Origin of the sequence: Lentzea albidocapillata (genome assembly GCF_000719115.1) — a bacterium.
GTDB classification, from domain to species: Bacteria; Actinomycetota; Actinomycetes; order Mycobacteriales; family Pseudonocardiaceae; genus Lentzea; species Lentzea albidocapillata.
The window spans coordinates 22,086-38,668 of the sequence record NZ_JOEA01000008.1; the positions used below are offsets into that span (position 1 = coordinate 22,086).

Genomic DNA, 16,583 nt, shown 5'->3' on the forward strand with positions numbered 1-16,583 from the left:
CTGGAATGGCATCTACATTCGCCGTGCTGGCGGATCCGAGTCGCCGGGAGATCCTCGACCTGCTGCGGGAACGCGAGCGGCCGGTCGGCGACCTCGTCGACCGGCTGACACTCGCCCAGCCGACCGTCTCGAAACACCTCAGGGTGTTGCGCGAGGCCGGTCTCGTCGAGGTGCGCACCGACGCCCAGAAGCGCTGGTACCGGGTCTCGCCGGGGCCGCTGGCGGAGATCGACGCCTGGCTCGCGCCGTACCGGCGGATGTGGGAGAAGAGCCTCGACGCGCTGGAACGCCGACTCGACGAGATCGAAGGGGACTGACCGTGGACGCCGAACTGCGGATGATCGAGGGCAAGCCCGTGCTGCGCTTCGAGCGCACACTGCGGCACTCGCCGGAGAAGGTCTGGCGGGTCGTCACCGATCCGGCCGAGATGAAGCACTGGTTCCCGGCCGAGGTCGAGATCGACGGCAGGAGGATGCGCTTCACGTTCCCGGACGAGGCGCCGGTGGACTCCGACGGCGGCGAGGGCGAACTGCTGGAGTCCGACCCGCCGAAGGTCTTCGCCTTCCGCTGGCTCACCGACGTGCTGCGCTTCGAGATCCTGCCGCGCGAGGCCGGCTGCCTGCTGGTCTTCACGGCGGTCGTCACGAACAGGCTGTCGGTGGGCCGCGACGCACCAGGCTGGGCCACCTGCCTCGACGCCCTGGTCGCGCACGCCGACGGCACGGAGTTCGAGCCGCCCGCGGAGTGGCTGTCGCGCATCGAGCACTACGTCAGGCACTTCGGCCTCGACGAGGGCACCGACGAACCGCAAGGCGTGCGCTTCGAACGCGATCTGGTGTGGACGCCGCTGGACGAGGTCTGGAAGCTCCTCACCGAGGACACGGAGAACGGCGTACCGGTCCGCTCCGCGCATCCCGGCATCACGCCGGGCGAGGTCACGAGGTCCGAGGCGCCGCGCCTGCTGGAGTACGAGTGGCTGCAGGACGGCGAGCCGAAGGGCAAGGTGCGCTGGGAGTTCGAGCACGTACCGCTGCAGGGCACCACGGTCACGCTCGTCCAGGAGAACGCCCACGGCCCCGCAGTGCTCGCGGCCTGGCACGTGCACCTCGAACTGTTCTTCGCGGCCACGCAGGGCGAGATCCGCTGCCCGTGGCCCGTGGACCGGGAGGAGGAACTGGCCCGGCGCTACGCCGGGCGCTGACCGGACATCACGAGCGCGGCCGTTCCCGAACCGAGGTCCGGCCGCGCCGAGGACCTCAGTCGTGCTGCACGCGGTCAATGAGACACACCCAGTCCGGCGCGCTTCGCCGGACGAGCCGTCTCGGTGTCCTCAACTCGTGTTCCAGCACCGCGCGCCGCCGATCTCCCGGATTCGGCGCGAGTTCCTCGAGCCGGTCGAGGTCGGCTGCGGTGAGACGGACGTCGGTCACCTTCGAGGCGTCGTACCTCGCGATCTTCCACCAGCAGGTGTCCGCGGCGCGCTCGCAGCCGAGTCTCCGGTACGACTCCTCCGCGGCGACCAGGTCGCGCAGCGCCGCGGCCTTCTCCCTGGTGGCGAGCAGGAGGTCGGCTCGTACCTGCCGGGACTTGGCCACCACCTCGGGGAAGTCCGCGGTGGCGATGACGGCCGTGACCAGTTCCTTGCCGTCGTTGTACTTCTTGTCGGCGAGGCACAGCCGCGCCTGCAGCACCGCGAGCCAGTGATAGGGCTCCGTTCCCGGTGTCAGCACCGTCTCGGCCGCGTGCGCCCGCCGGACCGCTGCCGCGAGCTCATCGGGACACCCCGTCGACTCGTGCCGAAGCAGTTGCAGTTCCGCGTGCAGCGAGGCGCACACCCCGAGCTCCTCGCTGGTCGGACCGCCGATCGAGCAGAACAGCTCCTTCGCGATCATCAACAGGTGCTCGCCCTTGCCGAGGTAGTACTCGCGGTCGTACCCGACCGCCTCGGCGGCGAGATGCAGGAAGACCCTCGCCTCGGCACGCTTCCCCCTCGCGGCCGTCTTCAGATCGCGGACCTTCTCCGCGATGTGCGTGCCGTCTTGTGCCATCAGGGTCGCCTCGCTGAAACGGTGCTCACGCAGCAGATGCCACGCCCGCCCCGCGACGAGCACCTTCGCCTTCAGCTCTTCCTCCCCCCTCAACGGCGGCCCGGACGCCAACGTCCGCAGGCACACCTCGGACAGGCGCCGAACCAGCCGGACGTCACCGCGGGCCTTGGCCACGGCCGCGACCGACTCGAACCCTCTGGCCAGTTCGAAGTCACCGGCACCGCGCTCCACCAGCTCCCGCGCCAGCAGGTACGCCTTCTCCGAGGACAGCGGCTCTGCCTGCAGACCGCTCAACGTCGCACGGGTGCGGTACACCTCGTCGCTCTCCTGCACAGCGGGCGACGAGCGGCTGCAGCTGCCCTCCTCAAGTGCTTTGAGACTCCGCACCAGTTCCTCCTCACCGTCGCGAGTGCCCGGATCGAACCGATGAACCACGAGCTGTTGCAGCAAAGCCGGCAGCGAGTTCATCTCGATCCCCGGCGGCACGACCACCACCACCGGACACCCGTCCGCCCCGACGTGGTGGTAGAGCTTCTGCCGGATCAGCCCCAGCTCGTAGCGGACACCCAGGCGTTCCATGAAGTCGTTGGACAACAACGCTTTCAGGTACGACTCCGACACGATGACCACGATGATCCGTTCGCGGACCGCGTTCTCCATCCAGGCCTGGATGGACATCGGATGAGAGGAGCTCAGATCGGCGTCCCAGAGCACGTCGAAACCGTGCCCCCGCAACACCTCGACCACCGGCGCCGCTATCTGTCCTCCGTCGCTGCAGCTGTAGCTAGCGAATATGCCCATCTCGGCGGCCTCCCCCGTCTCGCGCGCAGGGGACGAGGGGAAGGACGGGATTTCTGGTGCTGCTGCACATGGTGCGCCTCCTGGGGACGGGTTCGACGAACAGATCCGGGCTGGATCAGTGCGGCGAGGGCCAATCACCTGAAGGGGACCTGGATGGCGGAACTCATCAGGGGTCGAACGTCATACGCTGACGAACGGCGACGTTGCCTCGCCTCATGGGACTTGGGGTCGGTATTGGTTGCCATCGGGCAGGTGGCTGTTCCAGCAGCCACCCGCCCGGCCACAGCGATCAAACGCCTCCCAGTTCTTCAAGCCGCCGGTCGATCACGTTCGGGGTCTCGCTCGCGGGCAGCGCGAACTTCTCCAGCTGGTAGAAGTAGTTCAGGTACTCCTTCAGCTCCGGCCCCGCGGTGAGCAGGTTGTCCTTGTACGGCTGCTCGATCAGCAACGCGAAGTCGTCCTCGTTCTCGGAGAAGTCGAGGATGGAGAACGAACTCTTCATCGCCGGATGGATGCCCTTGGAGAACGGCAGGATCTGGATCGTCACGTGCGGCAGCGCGGCGACCTCCTTGATCCTCACGAGTTGGCGCCGCAGCACGTCCTCGCTGCCGATCACCCGGTGCAGCACGGCCTCGTCGACGACGATGAAGATCTCGGGACCACCAGGCTCCAGCACTGCCTGGCGGTGCAGGCGAATCTCGACGCCACGCGCGATGGCGACCTCATCGGGAGCGTTGCCGGCGACCAGCACGCGCGCGTAGTCCGAGATCTGCAGCAATCCGGGAATGACGTTCAACTGACACTGCCGAAGTCGGATGGCGGACGTCTCCAGCTCCAGGAACCTCGCGAACTGCTCGGTGAAGAAGCCCTTGTACTTGTCCATCCACGCGGAACGCGACCGCTTGATGGCCCTGGCCAGCCCGACGAGCTCGTCGACTCGCTCCTTGCCCGTCACCCCGTAGTAGAAGAGCAGGGCCTGGACGTCGGTGACCGAGATCTTGTTCTCGCCCTTCTCGACCCTGATCAGTTTCGAGACCGACCAGTCGAGCGCGTCCGCGACGGCCTGCTGGGTGAGATCTAGATCGTCCCGCATCTGCCTGAGCTCGTCGAGCAGGCGTTTCTGCAGAACAACGGGACTGTTCACGGCGGTAACACGTCTCCCTTCATTCTGCGTACTAGCAGAATGGTAGCGCGCATATAGCGCGACATCGTAGTGCTGTCAACCATTTGGCAGACAGCAGAAGGAGACCTATCAGATCAGACGAACACGTATGCGTGCCACGCCGCCGGTGATCACGGCTTCACCCGTTGATCGGGTGACGGCTCAGTCTTGGGACAAGGCCATCAGAAACACGAGCCAGCTCACGAACGGAACCTCGAGTCGTCGGCCGACATCCTTGGAGTCTCTGATCCACACGGTCGCGCCGTTGCTTGCACATTCAAGGCAGTCACCGCCGGTAGCGTTGCTGTACGAGCTGCGGATCCACCTGAACTCCGAAGCCATTCGTCGCTCCCATCGCACGGGGTCCCCGACCGAACCCACAGTCCTCGCCCCGGCCCGCCCGCGTGCTCAGAATAAATCAGCGAGGACGGTCATCAACACCGCCAGAGGTACGCCGTAGCAAGGGAAAGAGGACACATCAAGGACACCGCGCACACGGAACCGTTGACATCACTTGGAATCAGCGGATTAGGGTCGGAATCATGACCGAGACGCAGGCGGAACAGGAAGGCGAGCTGTGGGGCCGCATGGCCGCGCAGCGAGCAGCGCTGGGCGCGCAGATGTCCATGCCTGCCTGGAAGACCGCGATCGAACGCACGGGCATCACGGCAGGTACCAAGGTGCTCGACCTGGCGTGCGGAAGCGGCGAGTTCTGCGCCGCCGCAACGGATGCGGGTGCAGAGGCGACCGGCATCGACATCTCGCCGTCCATGATCGCGCTCGCGCGGCAGGCGAGCACCGCCGAGTTCCACGAGCTGCCGCTGGGGCGGTTGCCTTGGCAGGACGGCACGTTCGACGTCGTGACGGCGTTCAACGCGCTGTTCTTCGCGCGGGACCCCGACGAGGCGTTCGCGGAGGCGGTCAGGGTCAGCAAGGACTACGTGGTGGTGTGCCAGTGGCACCCGGAGTTCCCGAGCGATCTGCTGGTCGTCGGCAGGGCCGTGCGCGGGACGGGTGGGCGCAGGGGCGCGAAGCTGCCCGAGCCGCAGGAAGAACTCACGATCGACATTCCCCTGGTGCATCCCGACGAGGCCACGATGCTGCGCAGCTTCCTGAGCGTGGGCAGCTATCAGCGCATCATCGAGAACGAAGGGGAGGAGAAAGTCGCGGAAAAAATCAGGGCCGCGGTTGAACCGTTCCAAAAACCGGACGGCACCTATCGGTTCTCGAACAAGTACCTGATGTCGGTCTTCCGCAAAGATCAGGCGGCGAGCATCTCGTAGCCCGCCGTGGTCAGCGCGGCAGGGCCGGGACGGGTGCTGATCAGGCCCGCGGTCCTCAGACGCAGTCCGGCGAACTGGTCGGCGCAGCACAGGCCGTCGACGAGCAGAGAGCTTCCGGCGATCTCGCAGCGGCCGTCGGCGACTGCTCTGAGAACGGCCCGGTCGCGGTGTGTGAGCGATGATTCGGTCATCTTCTTCTCCTAGCGGTGAATCCTCTACTTACAGATACGTCGAAGGAGAAGGTTCCGGTTCGACATCATCGTCAGAGAATTCCGCGCGTACTCCGAGAAGACGGACGGCACGGCCGTGTTCGAAGCGGTCCAGCACGACCAGGGCGGCGGCCGCCAGCTCGTCGGCGGAGGACGTCGGTGCAGGTAGCTTCATCAGCCGCACCTTCGTGAAGAACGGCACGAACCGCACCTTCACGCCCACGCGCATGACAGGACGTCCCTCGGCGACCACGTCAACAGCCACCTGGTGCGCCAGCGCCACGACCTCGCGGCGGATGTCGTCCATCGACACAAGGTCCTGCTGGAAGGTCTTCTCGTGGGACCGGGACTTCACCACCCACGGCGTCGCGCTCACGACCGTGTCCCCCGCGCCCTGGGCGACGGTCCGGTAGTACGGACCCATCCGCGGGCCGAAACGCAGGGCCAACTCCTCCACGGGTGCGGAAGCCAGGTCCGTCACGGTCACGAGGCCCAACTCGGCGAGCTTGCGCTCGGTCTTCGCGCCGATCCCCCACAGCGCGGACGTCGGCCGGTGCCCCATCACCTCGACCCAGTTCTCCCTCGTGAGCTGGAAGACGCCGGCGGGCTTGCCGAACTCGGTCGCGATCTTGGCCCGCAGCTTGTTGTCGCCGATGCCCACCGAGCAGTGCAGACCGGTCTTCGCCAGCACCGCCGCCTGGATCGACCGCGCGAACGCCACCGGGTCGTCCGCCGAGATGCCGACGAACGCCTCGTCCCACCCCATCACCTCGACGACCACAGGGAACGAGCGCAGCACGGCCATCACGTCCGCCGACGCCGCCTCGTACAGCGCGTGGTCGACCGGCAGGTAGACGGCGTCGGGCAGCTTCTTGAACGCGGTCCGCAGCGGCAGTCCCGAGCGCACGCCGAACTCGCGCGCCTCGTAGGACGCGGTGGCCACGACCGCGCGTTCGGTCGGGTCGCCGTTGCCGCCCACCACCACGGGCCTGCCGCGCAACGACGGATCGCGCAGCACCTCGACCGCCGCGATGAACTGGTCGAGGTCCACGTGCAGGACCCAGTCCGCCATGCTGGACAGTATGAAACGGTCGGCCGGAATCCTGCTCTTCAGAAGGCGCGAGCAGCTGGAGGTGCTCCTCGGGCACATGGGCGGCCCGTTCTGGGCCCGCAAGGACGCCGGCGCGTGGTCCGTGCCGAAGGGCGAGTACACCGAGGACGAGATGCCCGAGGCCGCCGCGCGCAGGGAGTTCGAAGAGGAACTCGGGCTGCCGGTCCCGAACGGCGAGCTGATCCCGCTCGGCGAGGCCAAGGGCTCCGGCAAGGTCATCACGGTGTGGGCCCTCGAAGGCGACCTGGACCCCGAGACGGTCACACCGGGCACGTTCGAGATGGAGTGGCCGCCGAAGTCGGGTCAGCGCAAGACGTTCCCCGAGGTCGACCGCGTCCAGTGGTTCAGCGTGGAAGAGGCGAGCGCGAAGATCGTCTCCGCGCAACGCCCCTTCCTCGAACGACTCACGGCCAGATAGAGGAAACCCACTCCGGGTGGTCGATGAACGGGTTGCGGTTCTTCTGGTAGTTGTTGAAGATCACGTCGTTGCGGCGCTTCTCGAACGCGTCCGGCGGATCTCCGGCGCTCCACTGCTTGAGGACCGACAACTTGCCCATGTACGGCGCTGAGCCGTTGGACACCGAGTTGTTCATCTCCAGGTTCACGTATCCGTCGTTGCCCTCGTAGCGCACGGCCATGTAGAAGATCATCCGCGCGACGTCGCCCTTGACGGAGGCGCGCGGCTCGAACGAGTCGCCGTCGGCGAGGCTGCCCGGCGCCTCGCTGACCGGGGAACCGCCGTTGTCGAAGTCCAGGTTGCCGCGGGCGGCGTTCACGGACACGTCCTCGGGACGCAGGTGGTGGATGTCCGTGCCGGGACCGGTGGCCGTGCCGAAGTCACCGTGCGACTTGGCCCAGACGTGTTCGCGGTTCCAGTCGTTGCCGCCGCCACCGTTGGTCGACTTCGCCTGCGAACGGCCGCTATACAGCAGGATCACGTTGTTCGCGTTGGCCGGGTCCTGGTCAGTGGCCTTCAGCGCGTCCCAGACCTGGTCGTAGCTGAGCTTGGTCTGGGTGCGGATGATCGAGTTCAACGCCGACTTCAGCGCCGCACCGCTCTTGCCGCAGGCCGAGGTGTAGTAGGCCTCGCAGGCCGAAGGCGGCGCACTGGTGGTCGGCGGAGTGGTCGTGCTGGTCGTCGGTGTGGTGCCGGCGAACGCGAACGCCGTGGTCGAGGTCAGGCCGGCGTGCGAGAAGTACGCGCTCAGGGAGCCCGTCACGTCGATCTGCCTGCCCAGCAGCGACGGGTTCGACCTCATGCCCCACGCCGCACGGAACGACGACGGGATCTGCACGTAGACCATGCTCGAAGTGCTGGTCGTGGACGCCGAGTCCGCGAGCGCGAGCGCGTAGTCGTTCGGATAACCCGAACGGACGACGGTCGTCGTGGCCGTGGGTTGGCCGACGACATAACCGCGGACGGTCGCCGACGACCCGTTCTGAGTCGCGATCGCCTGCGCGACAGTGAGCGGAGCTGCTGCGACAGCGGCGGTCGACCCGTACAGGCCGACCGCCGCCAACAAACCGACGACTAAAGCAAGTGGACTCCACCGCGCCATGAGCACTCCCCGATCGTGTGGATGTTTCACACACGATCGGTGTACATGGTCAACGGATGGTTAACGAGCGGTCACGGCACCAGGACGACCTTGCCCGTCGTGCGGCCGGACTCGACCAGTTCGTGGGCCTTCGAGACCTCAGCCAGCGGCACGACGTGGTCGATGTGCACCCTGAGCTGCGGCAACGCGGCGAGATCGGTGCCAGACGCGGAGACGCTCAGGAACAGCTCGAACCGGATGCCGAGCTCGGAAGCTCGGTCAACGTCAAAACCCGGGTTGCCCGGGGTGACCGACACGAGCACGCCGCCCGGCTTGATCACCTTGGCGGAGCGCTCGGCGTACTCGCCGCCGATCGTGTCCAGCACGACGTCGACCGGCTCGATCTCGGTGAAGTCCTGGTGGCGGTAGTCGATGACCTCGTCCACGCCGAGCGAGCGCAGGAAGTCGTGCTTGGCCGCCGACGCCGTGCCGATCACGTACGCGCCCCGTGCCTTGGCGATCTGCACCGCGACGTGCCCGACACCTCCGGCGGCGGCGTGGACCAGCACGCGCTGACCAGCGGAAACGCCACCTCTGCCGACGAGCGCCTGCCAGGCGGTCAACGCCGCCACCGGCGTTGCGCCGGCCTGTTCGACGGTCAGCCACGAGGGCCGCTTCGCCAGGTTGGAGGCCTGCACCACGGCGTACTCGGCGTAGCCGCCGCCCGTGCCGGGGAAGTCGAGCAACCCATAGACCGCGTCCCCGGCCGCGAACCCCTCACCGGCGTGCTCGACGGTGCCCGCGATGTCCCAGCCCAGCGTGAACGGCGGCTCGCCGAGCGCCGGGAACCCACCGCCGCGGATGTAGGTGTCGACCGGGTTCACCCCCGCCGCACCCACCTTGACCAGCACCTGACCCGGTCCGGCGACGGGCACCGCGACCTCGGCGACCTCCAGCACGGACGCGTCGCCCACGGCGTTCTGCGTGATGACTCGCACGATGATCCCCCTTCGATGTTCTCGATGGGCACCATCTTGCAGTTAGCGCCAACTTGTAGAAAGTAGGCACTTGTAGGTGACTAACTCTCCCTCAGATACAGGTCGCGGAGTAGCGCGACCTCCGCGAGGTGGTGGATCACCTCACGGTTGATGTGCAACACCAGCGTCGCCATGGGCTCCTCCGCGAACGGTCCCTCCGCCGGCCCGACGGCCTTCGACAGATCGGCTGTGCGCGCGCCGGCCATCCACCCGTCGTACGCGTCGTCCAGCTGCTTCAACGCCTCGTCGGCGCTCTGAGCGAACTGCCAGGTCGTGTAGTCGGCCGGTGGGCCACCGAAGTGCGAAGCCGTGCGCGCGTTGAACACGCCGACGATGATGTGCGCCATCCGCCACGCGATCGTGGTGATGGGCGTCGGTTCGGGCGCCGGGTACTGCCAGTCGATCGAGTTGTCCTCGCGGATGGTCCACGCGTCGGGCACGGGCTGCCAGAAGTACTCCTCGTCCGTCAGCCCTTCCAGCCGCGGCCGCGCGTGCACGGTCCAGTGGAACTCGAGCTGGTCCGTCAACTGCTTGTTCCAGTCCATGCCCCGACCGTAAATCCGTTTGCGGACAACCACCGCCCTGGAAACACTCCGACCGTGGAAATCCGTACCTCGCGACCGGAAGACCTTCCCCAGATCGAGAAGCTCATCGTCTCGCGCATGGACCCCAGCGACGGCGTCGACGCCCGCCTGCTGATGACCGATCCGGACGCGGGCTGCGACTGGGTCGGAGTCGCCGACGACGACGGCCGGATCGTCTCCACCCTCACGTTGATGGACGAGACGGTGATGCTGGCCGGCCTGGACATCCCGGCAGGGCAGGTCGAACAGGTCGCCACCGACACCGAGTACGAGGGCAGGGGCCTGGTGCGGCAGCTGATGAGCTGGGCGCACGACAGGTCGGCCGAACGCGGTCACCTGCTCCAGTTCGTGATGGGCGTCCCGTACTTCTACCGGCAGTTCGGCTACACCTACTCGATCCCGGTCAAACAGACCCGGCCGCTCGCCACCAGGCCCGAAGCCGTTGCGGGACATACGATCCGGCGCGCGACCGAGGCCGACATCCCGGTGCTGAACAGGCTCCAGGACGACGCCAGCACGGCGCGGACCTGCGCGTGGCCCATGGCGCGCCGTGCTGGCGCTGGCTGATCGGCCGCACCGGCTCGACCACGTGGATCGTCGACCGCGACGGCATCCCGGTCGCCACGGGCCGCAGCACGCCGGAAGAAGAGGGCGACGTCGTACTCGGCGAGATCGCCGGCATCGACGACGACGCCGTGAAAGCTCTGGTGACACTGGTGAATCCGGCCGAGATCGGCGAACGGCACCCGGCACTGGAGGAACACCTGGAGGCCAGGCGACCGGACCTCGACCAGTACATGGTGCGCATCCCCGGCATCCCGGAGCTGCTGGAGCACCTGCGTCCGGTCTTCGCGCAACGTCTGCGAGGCCACGAGCCCGACGACGTGGTGCTCGGCTTCTACCGCTCGCACGTCCGCTTCCACTGGGACGGCACCGAGATCGGCACGTACGAGTGGGGTGGCACGTTGCTCGGCCCCGGCGCACAGGGCGGCGCGGGCATCGCCCCGGACCTGCTGGCACCGCTGCTGTTCGGGCCGCACGGCATGGACGGCCTGCGCCGGATCTTCTCCGACGTCTATCCCGGTCCGAAAACAACACTGATGACCAGGCTGTTTCCGCCGGTCACGAGCGATCTGCTGACCTTCTACCTCCCATAATCCAGAATAAACCGAGCGCTCGGTCTATTATTGGCCGCATGACGACTGTGCAGGAGACCGCGGCGGTCCGGTACGGCATCTGGGTCGCGTGCCCGGCCGCCGGCGCCGCCGCGGCGTGGGGGCTCACGCTGGCGGCCGGGTGGATCACGACCTTGGGCTGGTTCCCGTTCCAGGGCGTGTTCGAGCTGGTCACGGACATGGCGCAGCCGTGGCGGACGATCGGGGCGCTCGCCGTCGGCGCGGTCGCGGGCTTCGTGTTCGCGCTGATCTGGGCGAGCGAGATGATGTCGGTCGAGGTCTCCCACGCGCGGATCACGCTGCGCAAGGACGACAGGACGTTCGACTTCGGCCGCGACCAGGTCGAGTCGGTGTTCGCGGACGGCAAGCAGCTCGTGCTGCTCTCCCCGAGCGGCGCCGAACTGGCCCGCGAGAAGTCCGACCTGAGCAGGGCGAGGCTCGAACGGGCCTTCACCGAGCAGGGCTACCGGTGGCGCGCCGCGGACCCGTTCGCAGGCGAGTTCCGGATGTGGGTCGAGCACGCCCCCGAACTGACGGCGGACGTGAACGCGCTGTTCACGGCCAGGAGGAAGGCCATCGCGAAGTACGAGAACGAGGAGGCCGCAGAATTGGCACGGGAGATCCGCAAACGCGGCGTCTCCGTGCGGGACGAGAAGAAGAGGCAGTACTACAGGTGCGAACGGTAGATCCGGTCAAGCACGCGGAGAAGAAGCGGCACATCACCGACACCGCGGCGGGGTTGTTCGCGCAGAAGGGTTTCGAACGCACGACCGTCGCGGACATCTGCAGGGCCGCGGACATCAGCACCGGCAGCCTCTTCCACTACTTCCCCACCAAGCGGGCGATCTTCCGCGAGATCTTCGTGCAGGACGCCGAGGACAACGCGGCCATGTTCGCCCGAGCCCGCGAACTGAGCCCGTGGGACGGTGTCCTGCTGATGGTGGGGCATCTGTGTGCGCCCGCGCTCGACCGGTCCGTGGCCGGGCTGGTGCTGGAGGTCGTGGCGCAGGCCAGCCGCGATCCGGAGCTGTGGGAGCTGGTCGGCCGCAACGAACAGGTCGTGCGCGACGAACTGGCCGCCCTGCTGCAACAGGCGCACGACGCCGGCCAGATCGCACTGCCGGTGAGCGCATTGACGGCCGCGAGCTGGGCGCAGGCTCTGGTCGACGGCCTGTTCGGCAGGCTGATCGACCCCGACTTCGACGCGAACGAACAGGTGAGGACCCTCCGGTTGATCCTTTCCCGATTCGTGGGTGCTCCAGCACCATGAGGGCATGGCTTATGACGTCGCTGCGGTCCGCGCCCACTTCCCCGCGTTGCGCGAGGGTGCCGCGCACTTCGACGGGCCCGGCGGCGCGCAGGTGCCCGACGTCGTGGCCGAGGCGGTCAGGAACACCCTGACCTCGGCGGTCTCCAACCGGGGCAGCGTCACGGCCGCCGAGCGCCGGGCCGAGGAGATCGTGCGGACCGCACGGCGCACGATGGCGGAGTTCCTCAACGCCGGCAGCATCGTGTTCGGGCGCAGCATGACCCAGCTGACCTACGACTTCGCCCGCACGCTGTCGAAGAACTGGCGGCCGGGCGACGAGGTCATCGTGACCAGGATCGACCACGACGCGAACATCAGGCCGTGGGTGCAGGCCGCCGAGTCCGCGCGGGCCACGGTGCGATGGGCGCCGTTCGACCGCACGACCGGTGAGCTGCCCGTCGAGTCGGTGACGAAGCTGCTGTCCGACCGCACCCGCGTCGTCGCGATCACGGCGGCGTCGAACCTGCTCGGCACGCGCCCGGCCATCGCGGAGATCGCGCGGGCGGCGCACGAGGCGGCGGCGTTCGTCTACGTGGACGGCGTGCACTACACACCGCACGTGCCCGTCGACGTCGAGGCGTTGGACGCCGACTTCTTCGTGTGCTCGCCGTACAAGTTCCTCGGCCCGCACCTCGGCGTGCTGGCGGCGGCGCCCGAGCTGCTGGAGACGTTGCGGCCGGACAAGCTGCTGCCGTCGAGCAACGCCGTGCCGGAACGGTTCGAGCTGGGCACGCTGCCGTACGAGCTGCTCGCCGGGACGACCGCGGCCGTGGAGTTCATGCGGTCGCTGGAAGGCCTGGAGGAGTACGAGCTCGGCCTCCGCGAGAAGCTGGAGACCGGGCTGCGGGAACTCGGCGTGCGCATCTACGGCAAGGCCTCGTCGCGCACGCCGACCGTGCTGTTCTCCGTCGACGGGCTGGACCCGGCCGAGGTCTACCGCCGGCTCGGGGCCGAGGGCGTGAACGCGCCCGCCGGCCACTTCTACGCGATCGAGTGCTCGCGGTGGCTCGGCCTGGGCGACAAGGGCGCGGTGCGGGCGGGCATCGGGCCGTACACCGACGAGTCCGATGTGGATCGTCTGCTCCGGGCCGTGGCCAAGCTCAGATGAACAGGACCAGCGCGGCGTAGACCGCGCCGACGAGCACGCTGATGTTGAGCTTGCGCGTCACGCGGTCGCCGGGGTGTTCGGCGATCAACGACCGGGCGCGCGCCCACATCACCTTCTCGCCCGCCTCCTTGTCCGGCAGGTGCGGTGTCGTGAGAACGTCGCCGTGCGGGCCGAACGCGAGCATGAGCTGGGGGCCGGACCGCCGCACGCCGTGCAGCTGCGCCCACGGCACGCGGTAGGTGAAGATGCCGGTGTAGAGCACGACCGAGTTGTGGTCGAGACGCAGCATCGGCTGGAACCGCGTCACCGCCGACAGAACGCACTGCACGCCGATCAGCCCGAGCACGATCAGCTCCGGGTAGGACTTCAGCGCGATCAACGCCCCGGCGGCGCCGAGCAGCAGCGCCACTCCCTCGATCCGCCGCCGGTCGCCCGGCCAGATCGCGTGCGGCAGGTCGACCGGTGTGCCCGCGGTGACCGGCACGCCCGGCAGGTGTGCACTGTGGACGGTGTGGCGCGGGCGGACGCGGTTCAGCGTGCTCGTCGCCATGACCTCTCCCTCGACCAGCAACGCCACCTGGCCGCCGTGGTGCCACTCCCCCGCGACGAGGACCTCGGCCGGGTCGAGCCGCGGCGGCGGGTCCTCCTCGCCGCGCCACACCCGGCCGAACTGCTCGGTGTCGTGGTAGAGCGGCTCCTCCAGCCCGAGGTCGGCGAGCGTGGCGACCGTGGCGACGTCCTCCTTGCCGTGCCGCAACAGGATCCGGCGCGGCCCGAGCGGACGCGCCTGCAGCCGGATCGCCTTCACCGGGCCCGACCACAACGCGCGGCGGCGGCGTTCCCGCGCGGCCAGCATGATCGCGAAGAACACGGCGGCACCGCCGATGGTCAGCCACCAGGTGACATCCTCGGGTTCGTTCTCCATCCGCACCCACGTGCCGTCCGCGAGCACCGGCACCTCGTCGCCGACCCGGTAGGACTCCGGCGCGAGCGGCTGGAACGCGGTGCGCTGCCGGTCCGGCAGTTCCACCCACACCTCGTAGGAGTCCTTGATCTCGACGACCTGGGCCTCGACGCGGCTGGCGTTCGCGATGTGCTGCTCGATCGCGTCGTTGATGAGGCCGTACTGCACGAAGGTCAGGAACCCGAACACGACCAGCAGCACGGCGACCACGCGCAGAACTCCGCGTTGCGGCGGCAGGTCCGGCAGGGAAACGATCGTCGCGCCCGCCGCCTCGTGCTGTTCAGCACGCGCCCTGACCGTCCACAGCGCGACCAACGCACACGCACCGGCGTGCAGCCCGAACGCCAAGTTCGCCACCGCACTGCCGTCGAGCGCGATGTCCAGCACACCGAACAGCACGCCCATCGCGCAGCCCGTGAGCACGCGGTTGAACAACAGCAGCAACGGCGTCGCCAGCAACGGCACCACCGCGAGAGAGAACAACGGGTCCGGCAAACACGGCTGCGCGGCCGTGCACGGCGCCTCGTTCGCGCTCACGGCGAAGTAGAAGGCGGCGATCCACCCACCGACGAGCCCGACCTTGGTCACCCACCACGGAACCGCGGCTGCTTGCCAGCGCTGGACGTCCACGGGACCGATCATGACACGTCCGTTGCTCCGAACGGCGCGGTTCCCCCTCGATGAAGTGGGTATCCGCACCTCAACACAGTGCTCTACCAATTGGCAGGAGGTGGACACATGCTGGCCATCATCGCCGCAGTCTCGTTCGGCCTCGCCCTGATCCTGGACCTGGCGAAGGCGGCGCTCGGTGAAGTGATCACGGTCAACACCCTGGTCGTGCTCGGACTGTTGCTGCTCGCGTTGCACCTCGCCGGTGTCGGCACCGGCACCCGTTCCTTCGGATGGCGCCGTGCCCGCAGGTAAGACCGTCAACGGCCCCTCCAGGTTGCCGAAAGGCGCCTGGTGGGGCGTTCTCAAGCGGACTGTCAAAGAGTTCAGCGACGACAACCTGACGGACTGGGCGGCCGCGCTCACCTACTACGCGGTGCTGTCGTTGTTCCCCGGCATCATCGTCCTGACGTCCGCGCTCGCGCTGCTCGGCGACGCGACGACGCAGGAGCTGCTGAAGTACGTCGACCAGGTCGCGCCCGGCCAGGCCGGCGACGTGGTCAAGTCGTCCATCGAGGAGCTGCGGAAGAGCCAGAACGCCGCGAGTCTGCTGGGCATCATCGGTCTGCTGACCGCGTTCTGGACCGCGTCGGGCTACCTCGGTGCGTTCATGCGGGCCTGCAACGCCGTCTACGACGTCGAGGAGGGCCGGCCGTTCTGGAAGTTGGTGCCGCTGCGACTAGCGCTGACGCTGGGCTCGGTGGTGCTGGTGTCGCTCACGCTCGGCGCGCTCGTGCTGACCGGCGGCGTCGCGGACGCGGTCGGCAACGCGATCGGGCTCGGCGACACCGTGGTCACGGTCTGGGACATCGCGAAGTGGCCGGTCATCCTGCTGCTCGTGAGCCTGGCGTTCGCAATTCTGTACTGGGCGGCGCCGAACGTGCGGCAGCCCGGCTTCCGCTGGATCAGCCCCGGCAGCCTGCTCGCGATCGTGCTGTGGGCGCTCGCGACCGTCGGTTTCGCGATCTACGTGGCGAACTTCGGGTCCTACAACAAGACCTACGGCTCGCTCGGTGGCGTGATCGTCTTCCTGGTGTGGCTGTGGATCTCGAACATCGCCGTGCTGCTCGGTGCCGAGTTCGACGCGGAGCTGGAGCGCGGCAGGAGGCTCGCGCAGGGGGAGAAGGAACCCTCACCCGAGCCGCGTGATCTCCCCGGGTAACTCGGCCTCGACCGCCGTCCACACCCCGTCGGGCCCGGCCTCGATGCGTTCGCTCTTGTCACCGGGGACGAGCACCCACAGCTGGTCCTTCTTGGACAGCCACACGACGCCGATGCCGTCCGCCCGCGAGCTCGTCGCGTACTCGTAGGACTTGCGGAACACGTCGCCGCCGTTACGGTCGGTCACCCGTACCTCGCTCGCGCTCTCGGCGTGCGCGACGAACTTCCCGCTCGGCGACTGCTTGGGCGCGCCCGGTCTCGCGAACCGGTCCTCGCCGTCGCCGCCACAGCCGGTGAGGACCAGGAGCAGGGCGACGAGCGCCGCCAGGGCCCTCATGACAGTTCGCTGCGGTAATTGCCGTGCGTCATACCGCCAAAGGTAGCTAGCGTGATCCTTCGTGCTCACCATTCTGGAGAAGTTTTA

21 protein-coding genes are annotated in these 16,583 nt (G+C 68.0%); 11 read left to right on the forward strand and 10 right to left on the reverse strand.

The window, feature by feature from the left end; genetic code table 11:
* Nucleotides 1-5: 5 nt before the first annotated feature.
* Nucleotides 6-317: an ArsR/SmtB family transcription factor gene (locus IG04_RS0112575; protein ID WP_030476782.1), complete on the forward strand. Its 312-nt coding sequence runs from the start codon at nt 6-8 to the stop codon at nt 315-317.
* Nucleotides 318-319: 2 nt separating this feature from the next.
* On the forward strand, nt 320-1,201 hold the full coding sequence (locus IG04_RS0112580; RefSeq protein WP_245816350.1) for an SRPBCC domain-containing protein: 882 nt from the start codon (nt 320-322) through the stop codon (nt 1,199-1,201).
* A gap of 55 nt (nt 1,202-1,256) precedes the next feature.
* Here the strand turns inward: IG04_RS0112580 and IG04_RS0112585 are convergent, their stop codons facing one another.
* From IG04_RS0112585 to IG04_RS48915, 3 genes are all read right to left on the reverse strand, one after another.
* Nucleotides 1,257-2,849: a hypothetical protein gene (locus IG04_RS0112585; RefSeq protein WP_144065442.1), complete on the reverse strand. Its 1,593-nt coding sequence runs from the start codon at nt 2,847-2,849 to the stop codon at nt 1,257-1,259.
* A 289-nt stretch (nt 2,850-3,138) separates the two neighbouring features.
* Complete coding sequence (locus tag IG04_RS0112590) at nt 3,139-3,993, reverse strand: helix-turn-helix domain-containing protein (RefSeq protein WP_051769713.1); 855 nt, start codon at nt 3,991-3,993, stop codon at nt 3,139-3,141.
* A gap of 180 nt (nt 3,994-4,173) precedes the next feature.
* Nucleotides 4,174-4,353 (reverse strand): DUF397 domain-containing protein, encoded by a 180-nt coding sequence (locus IG04_RS48915; RefSeq protein ID WP_084401624.1) that lies wholly within the window; start codon nt 4,351-4,353, stop codon nt 4,174-4,176.
* A 200-nt stretch (nt 4,354-4,553) separates the two neighbouring features.
* On the opposite strand from IG04_RS48915, the gene IG04_RS0112595 reads away from it, so the two are divergent.
* On the forward strand, nt 4,554-5,294 hold the full coding sequence (locus tag IG04_RS0112595; RefSeq protein ID WP_030476786.1) for a class I SAM-dependent methyltransferase: 741 nt from the start codon (nt 4,554-4,556) through the stop codon (nt 5,292-5,294).
* Here the strand turns inward: IG04_RS0112595 and IG04_RS0112600 are convergent.
* Together IG04_RS0112600 and IG04_RS0112605 are read right to left on the reverse strand one after the other, a co-directional pair.
* Entirely contained in the window at nt 5,273-5,485 is a 213-nt protein-coding gene (locus tag IG04_RS0112600) for a hypothetical protein (protein ID WP_030476787.1), read from the reverse strand. The genes IG04_RS0112595 and IG04_RS0112600 overlap by 22 nt on opposite strands.
* A 28-nt stretch (nt 5,486-5,513) precedes the next feature.
* The gene (locus IG04_RS0112605; protein ID WP_051769715.1) at nt 5,514-6,575 is read right to left on the reverse strand and encodes a DNA polymerase IV; all 1,062 of its coding nucleotides are present in this window, start codon (nt 6,573-6,575) and stop codon (nt 5,514-5,516) included.
* Between the two features lie 10 nt (nt 6,576-6,585).
* Between IG04_RS0112605 and IG04_RS0112610 the strand changes: the two genes are divergently transcribed.
* The gene (locus IG04_RS0112610; RefSeq protein WP_245816352.1) at nt 6,586-7,032 is read left to right on the forward strand and encodes an NUDIX hydrolase; all 447 of its coding nucleotides are present in this window, start codon (nt 6,586-6,588) and stop codon (nt 7,030-7,032) included.
* On the opposite strand, the gene IG04_RS0112615 is transcribed toward IG04_RS0112610, so the two are convergent.
* The 3 genes from IG04_RS0112615 to IG04_RS0112625 all read right to left on the reverse strand — a co-directional run bounded on the left by IG04_RS0112615 (nt 7,019) and on the right by IG04_RS0112625 (nt 9,734).
* Nucleotides 7,019-8,173: an endonuclease gene (locus IG04_RS0112615; protein WP_030476790.1), complete on the reverse strand. Its 1,155-nt coding sequence runs from the start codon at nt 8,171-8,173 to the stop codon at nt 7,019-7,021. The genes IG04_RS0112610 and IG04_RS0112615 overlap by 14 nt on opposite strands.
* Nucleotides 8,174-8,244: 71 nt before the next feature.
* Nucleotides 8,245-9,150 (reverse strand): NADP-dependent oxidoreductase, encoded by a 906-nt coding sequence (locus IG04_RS0112620; protein WP_211257745.1) that lies wholly within the window; start codon nt 9,148-9,150, stop codon nt 8,245-8,247.
* A gap of 80 nt (nt 9,151-9,230) precedes the next feature.
* Entirely contained in the window at nt 9,231-9,734 is a 504-nt protein-coding gene (locus tag IG04_RS0112625; RefSeq protein WP_030476792.1) for a DinB family protein, read from the reverse strand.
* 54 nt (nt 9,735-9,788) lie between these two features.
* Between IG04_RS0112625 and IG04_RS0112630 the strand changes: the two genes are divergently transcribed.
* Genes IG04_RS0112630 through IG04_RS0112650 form a run of 5 tightly spaced genes read left to right on the forward strand, consistent with a single transcriptional unit; the run spans nt 9,789 to nt 13,365 of the window.
* Complete coding sequence (locus IG04_RS0112630) at nt 9,789-10,340, forward strand: GNAT family N-acetyltransferase (protein ID WP_030476793.1); 552 nt, start codon at nt 9,789-9,791, stop codon at nt 10,338-10,340.
* Nucleotides 10,307-10,930, forward strand: a complete 624-nt coding sequence (locus IG04_RS0112635; protein ID WP_030476794.1) for a hypothetical protein — start codon at nt 10,307-10,309, stop codon at nt 10,928-10,930. Before IG04_RS0112630 ends, IG04_RS0112635 begins: the two co-directional genes overlap by 34 nt.
* A gap of 38 nt (nt 10,931-10,968) precedes the next feature.
* Nucleotides 10,969-11,634, forward strand: a complete 666-nt coding sequence (locus IG04_RS0112640; RefSeq protein ID WP_036014498.1) for a YqeB family protein — start codon at nt 10,969-10,971, stop codon at nt 11,632-11,634.
* Complete coding sequence (locus IG04_RS0112645; RefSeq protein WP_030476796.1) at nt 11,622-12,218, forward strand: TetR/AcrR family transcriptional regulator; 597 nt, start codon at nt 11,622-11,624, stop codon at nt 12,216-12,218. Before IG04_RS0112640 ends, IG04_RS0112645 begins: the two co-directional genes overlap by 13 nt.
* A gap of 4 nt (nt 12,219-12,222) precedes the next feature.
* Nucleotides 12,223-13,365: a cysteine desulfurase-like protein gene (locus IG04_RS0112650; RefSeq protein WP_030476797.1), complete on the forward strand. Its 1,143-nt coding sequence runs from the start codon at nt 12,223-12,225 to the stop codon at nt 13,363-13,365.
* Here IG04_RS0112650 and IG04_RS0112655 read toward each other — a convergent pair.
* The gene (locus tag IG04_RS0112655; protein ID WP_030476798.1) at nt 13,358-14,971 is read right to left on the reverse strand and encodes a hypothetical protein; all 1,614 of its coding nucleotides are present in this window, start codon (nt 14,969-14,971) and stop codon (nt 13,358-13,360) included. The two genes, IG04_RS0112650 and IG04_RS0112655, sit on opposite strands and share 8 nt — an antisense overlap.
* Nucleotides 14,972-15,067: 96 nt before the next feature.
* On the opposite strand from IG04_RS0112655, the gene IG04_RS0112660 reads away from it, so the two are divergent.
* Entirely contained in the window at nt 15,068-15,253 is a 186-nt protein-coding gene (locus tag IG04_RS0112660; protein WP_030476799.1) for a hypothetical protein, read from the forward strand.
* A complete protein-coding gene (locus tag IG04_RS0112665) occupies nt 15,240-16,160 on the forward strand; it encodes a YihY/virulence factor BrkB family protein (RefSeq protein ID WP_030476800.1) in 921 nt (306 codons plus the stop codon). The genes IG04_RS0112660 and IG04_RS0112665 overlap by 14 nt, the downstream gene beginning before the upstream one ends.
* Here IG04_RS0112665 and IG04_RS43930 read toward each other — a convergent pair.
* Nucleotides 16,131-16,496: a hypothetical protein gene (locus IG04_RS43930; protein ID WP_051769718.1), complete on the reverse strand. Its 366-nt coding sequence runs from the start codon at nt 16,494-16,496 to the stop codon at nt 16,131-16,133. The two genes, IG04_RS0112665 and IG04_RS43930, sit on opposite strands and share 30 nt — an antisense overlap.
* Between the last annotated feature and the right edge of the window lie 87 nt (nt 16,497-16,583).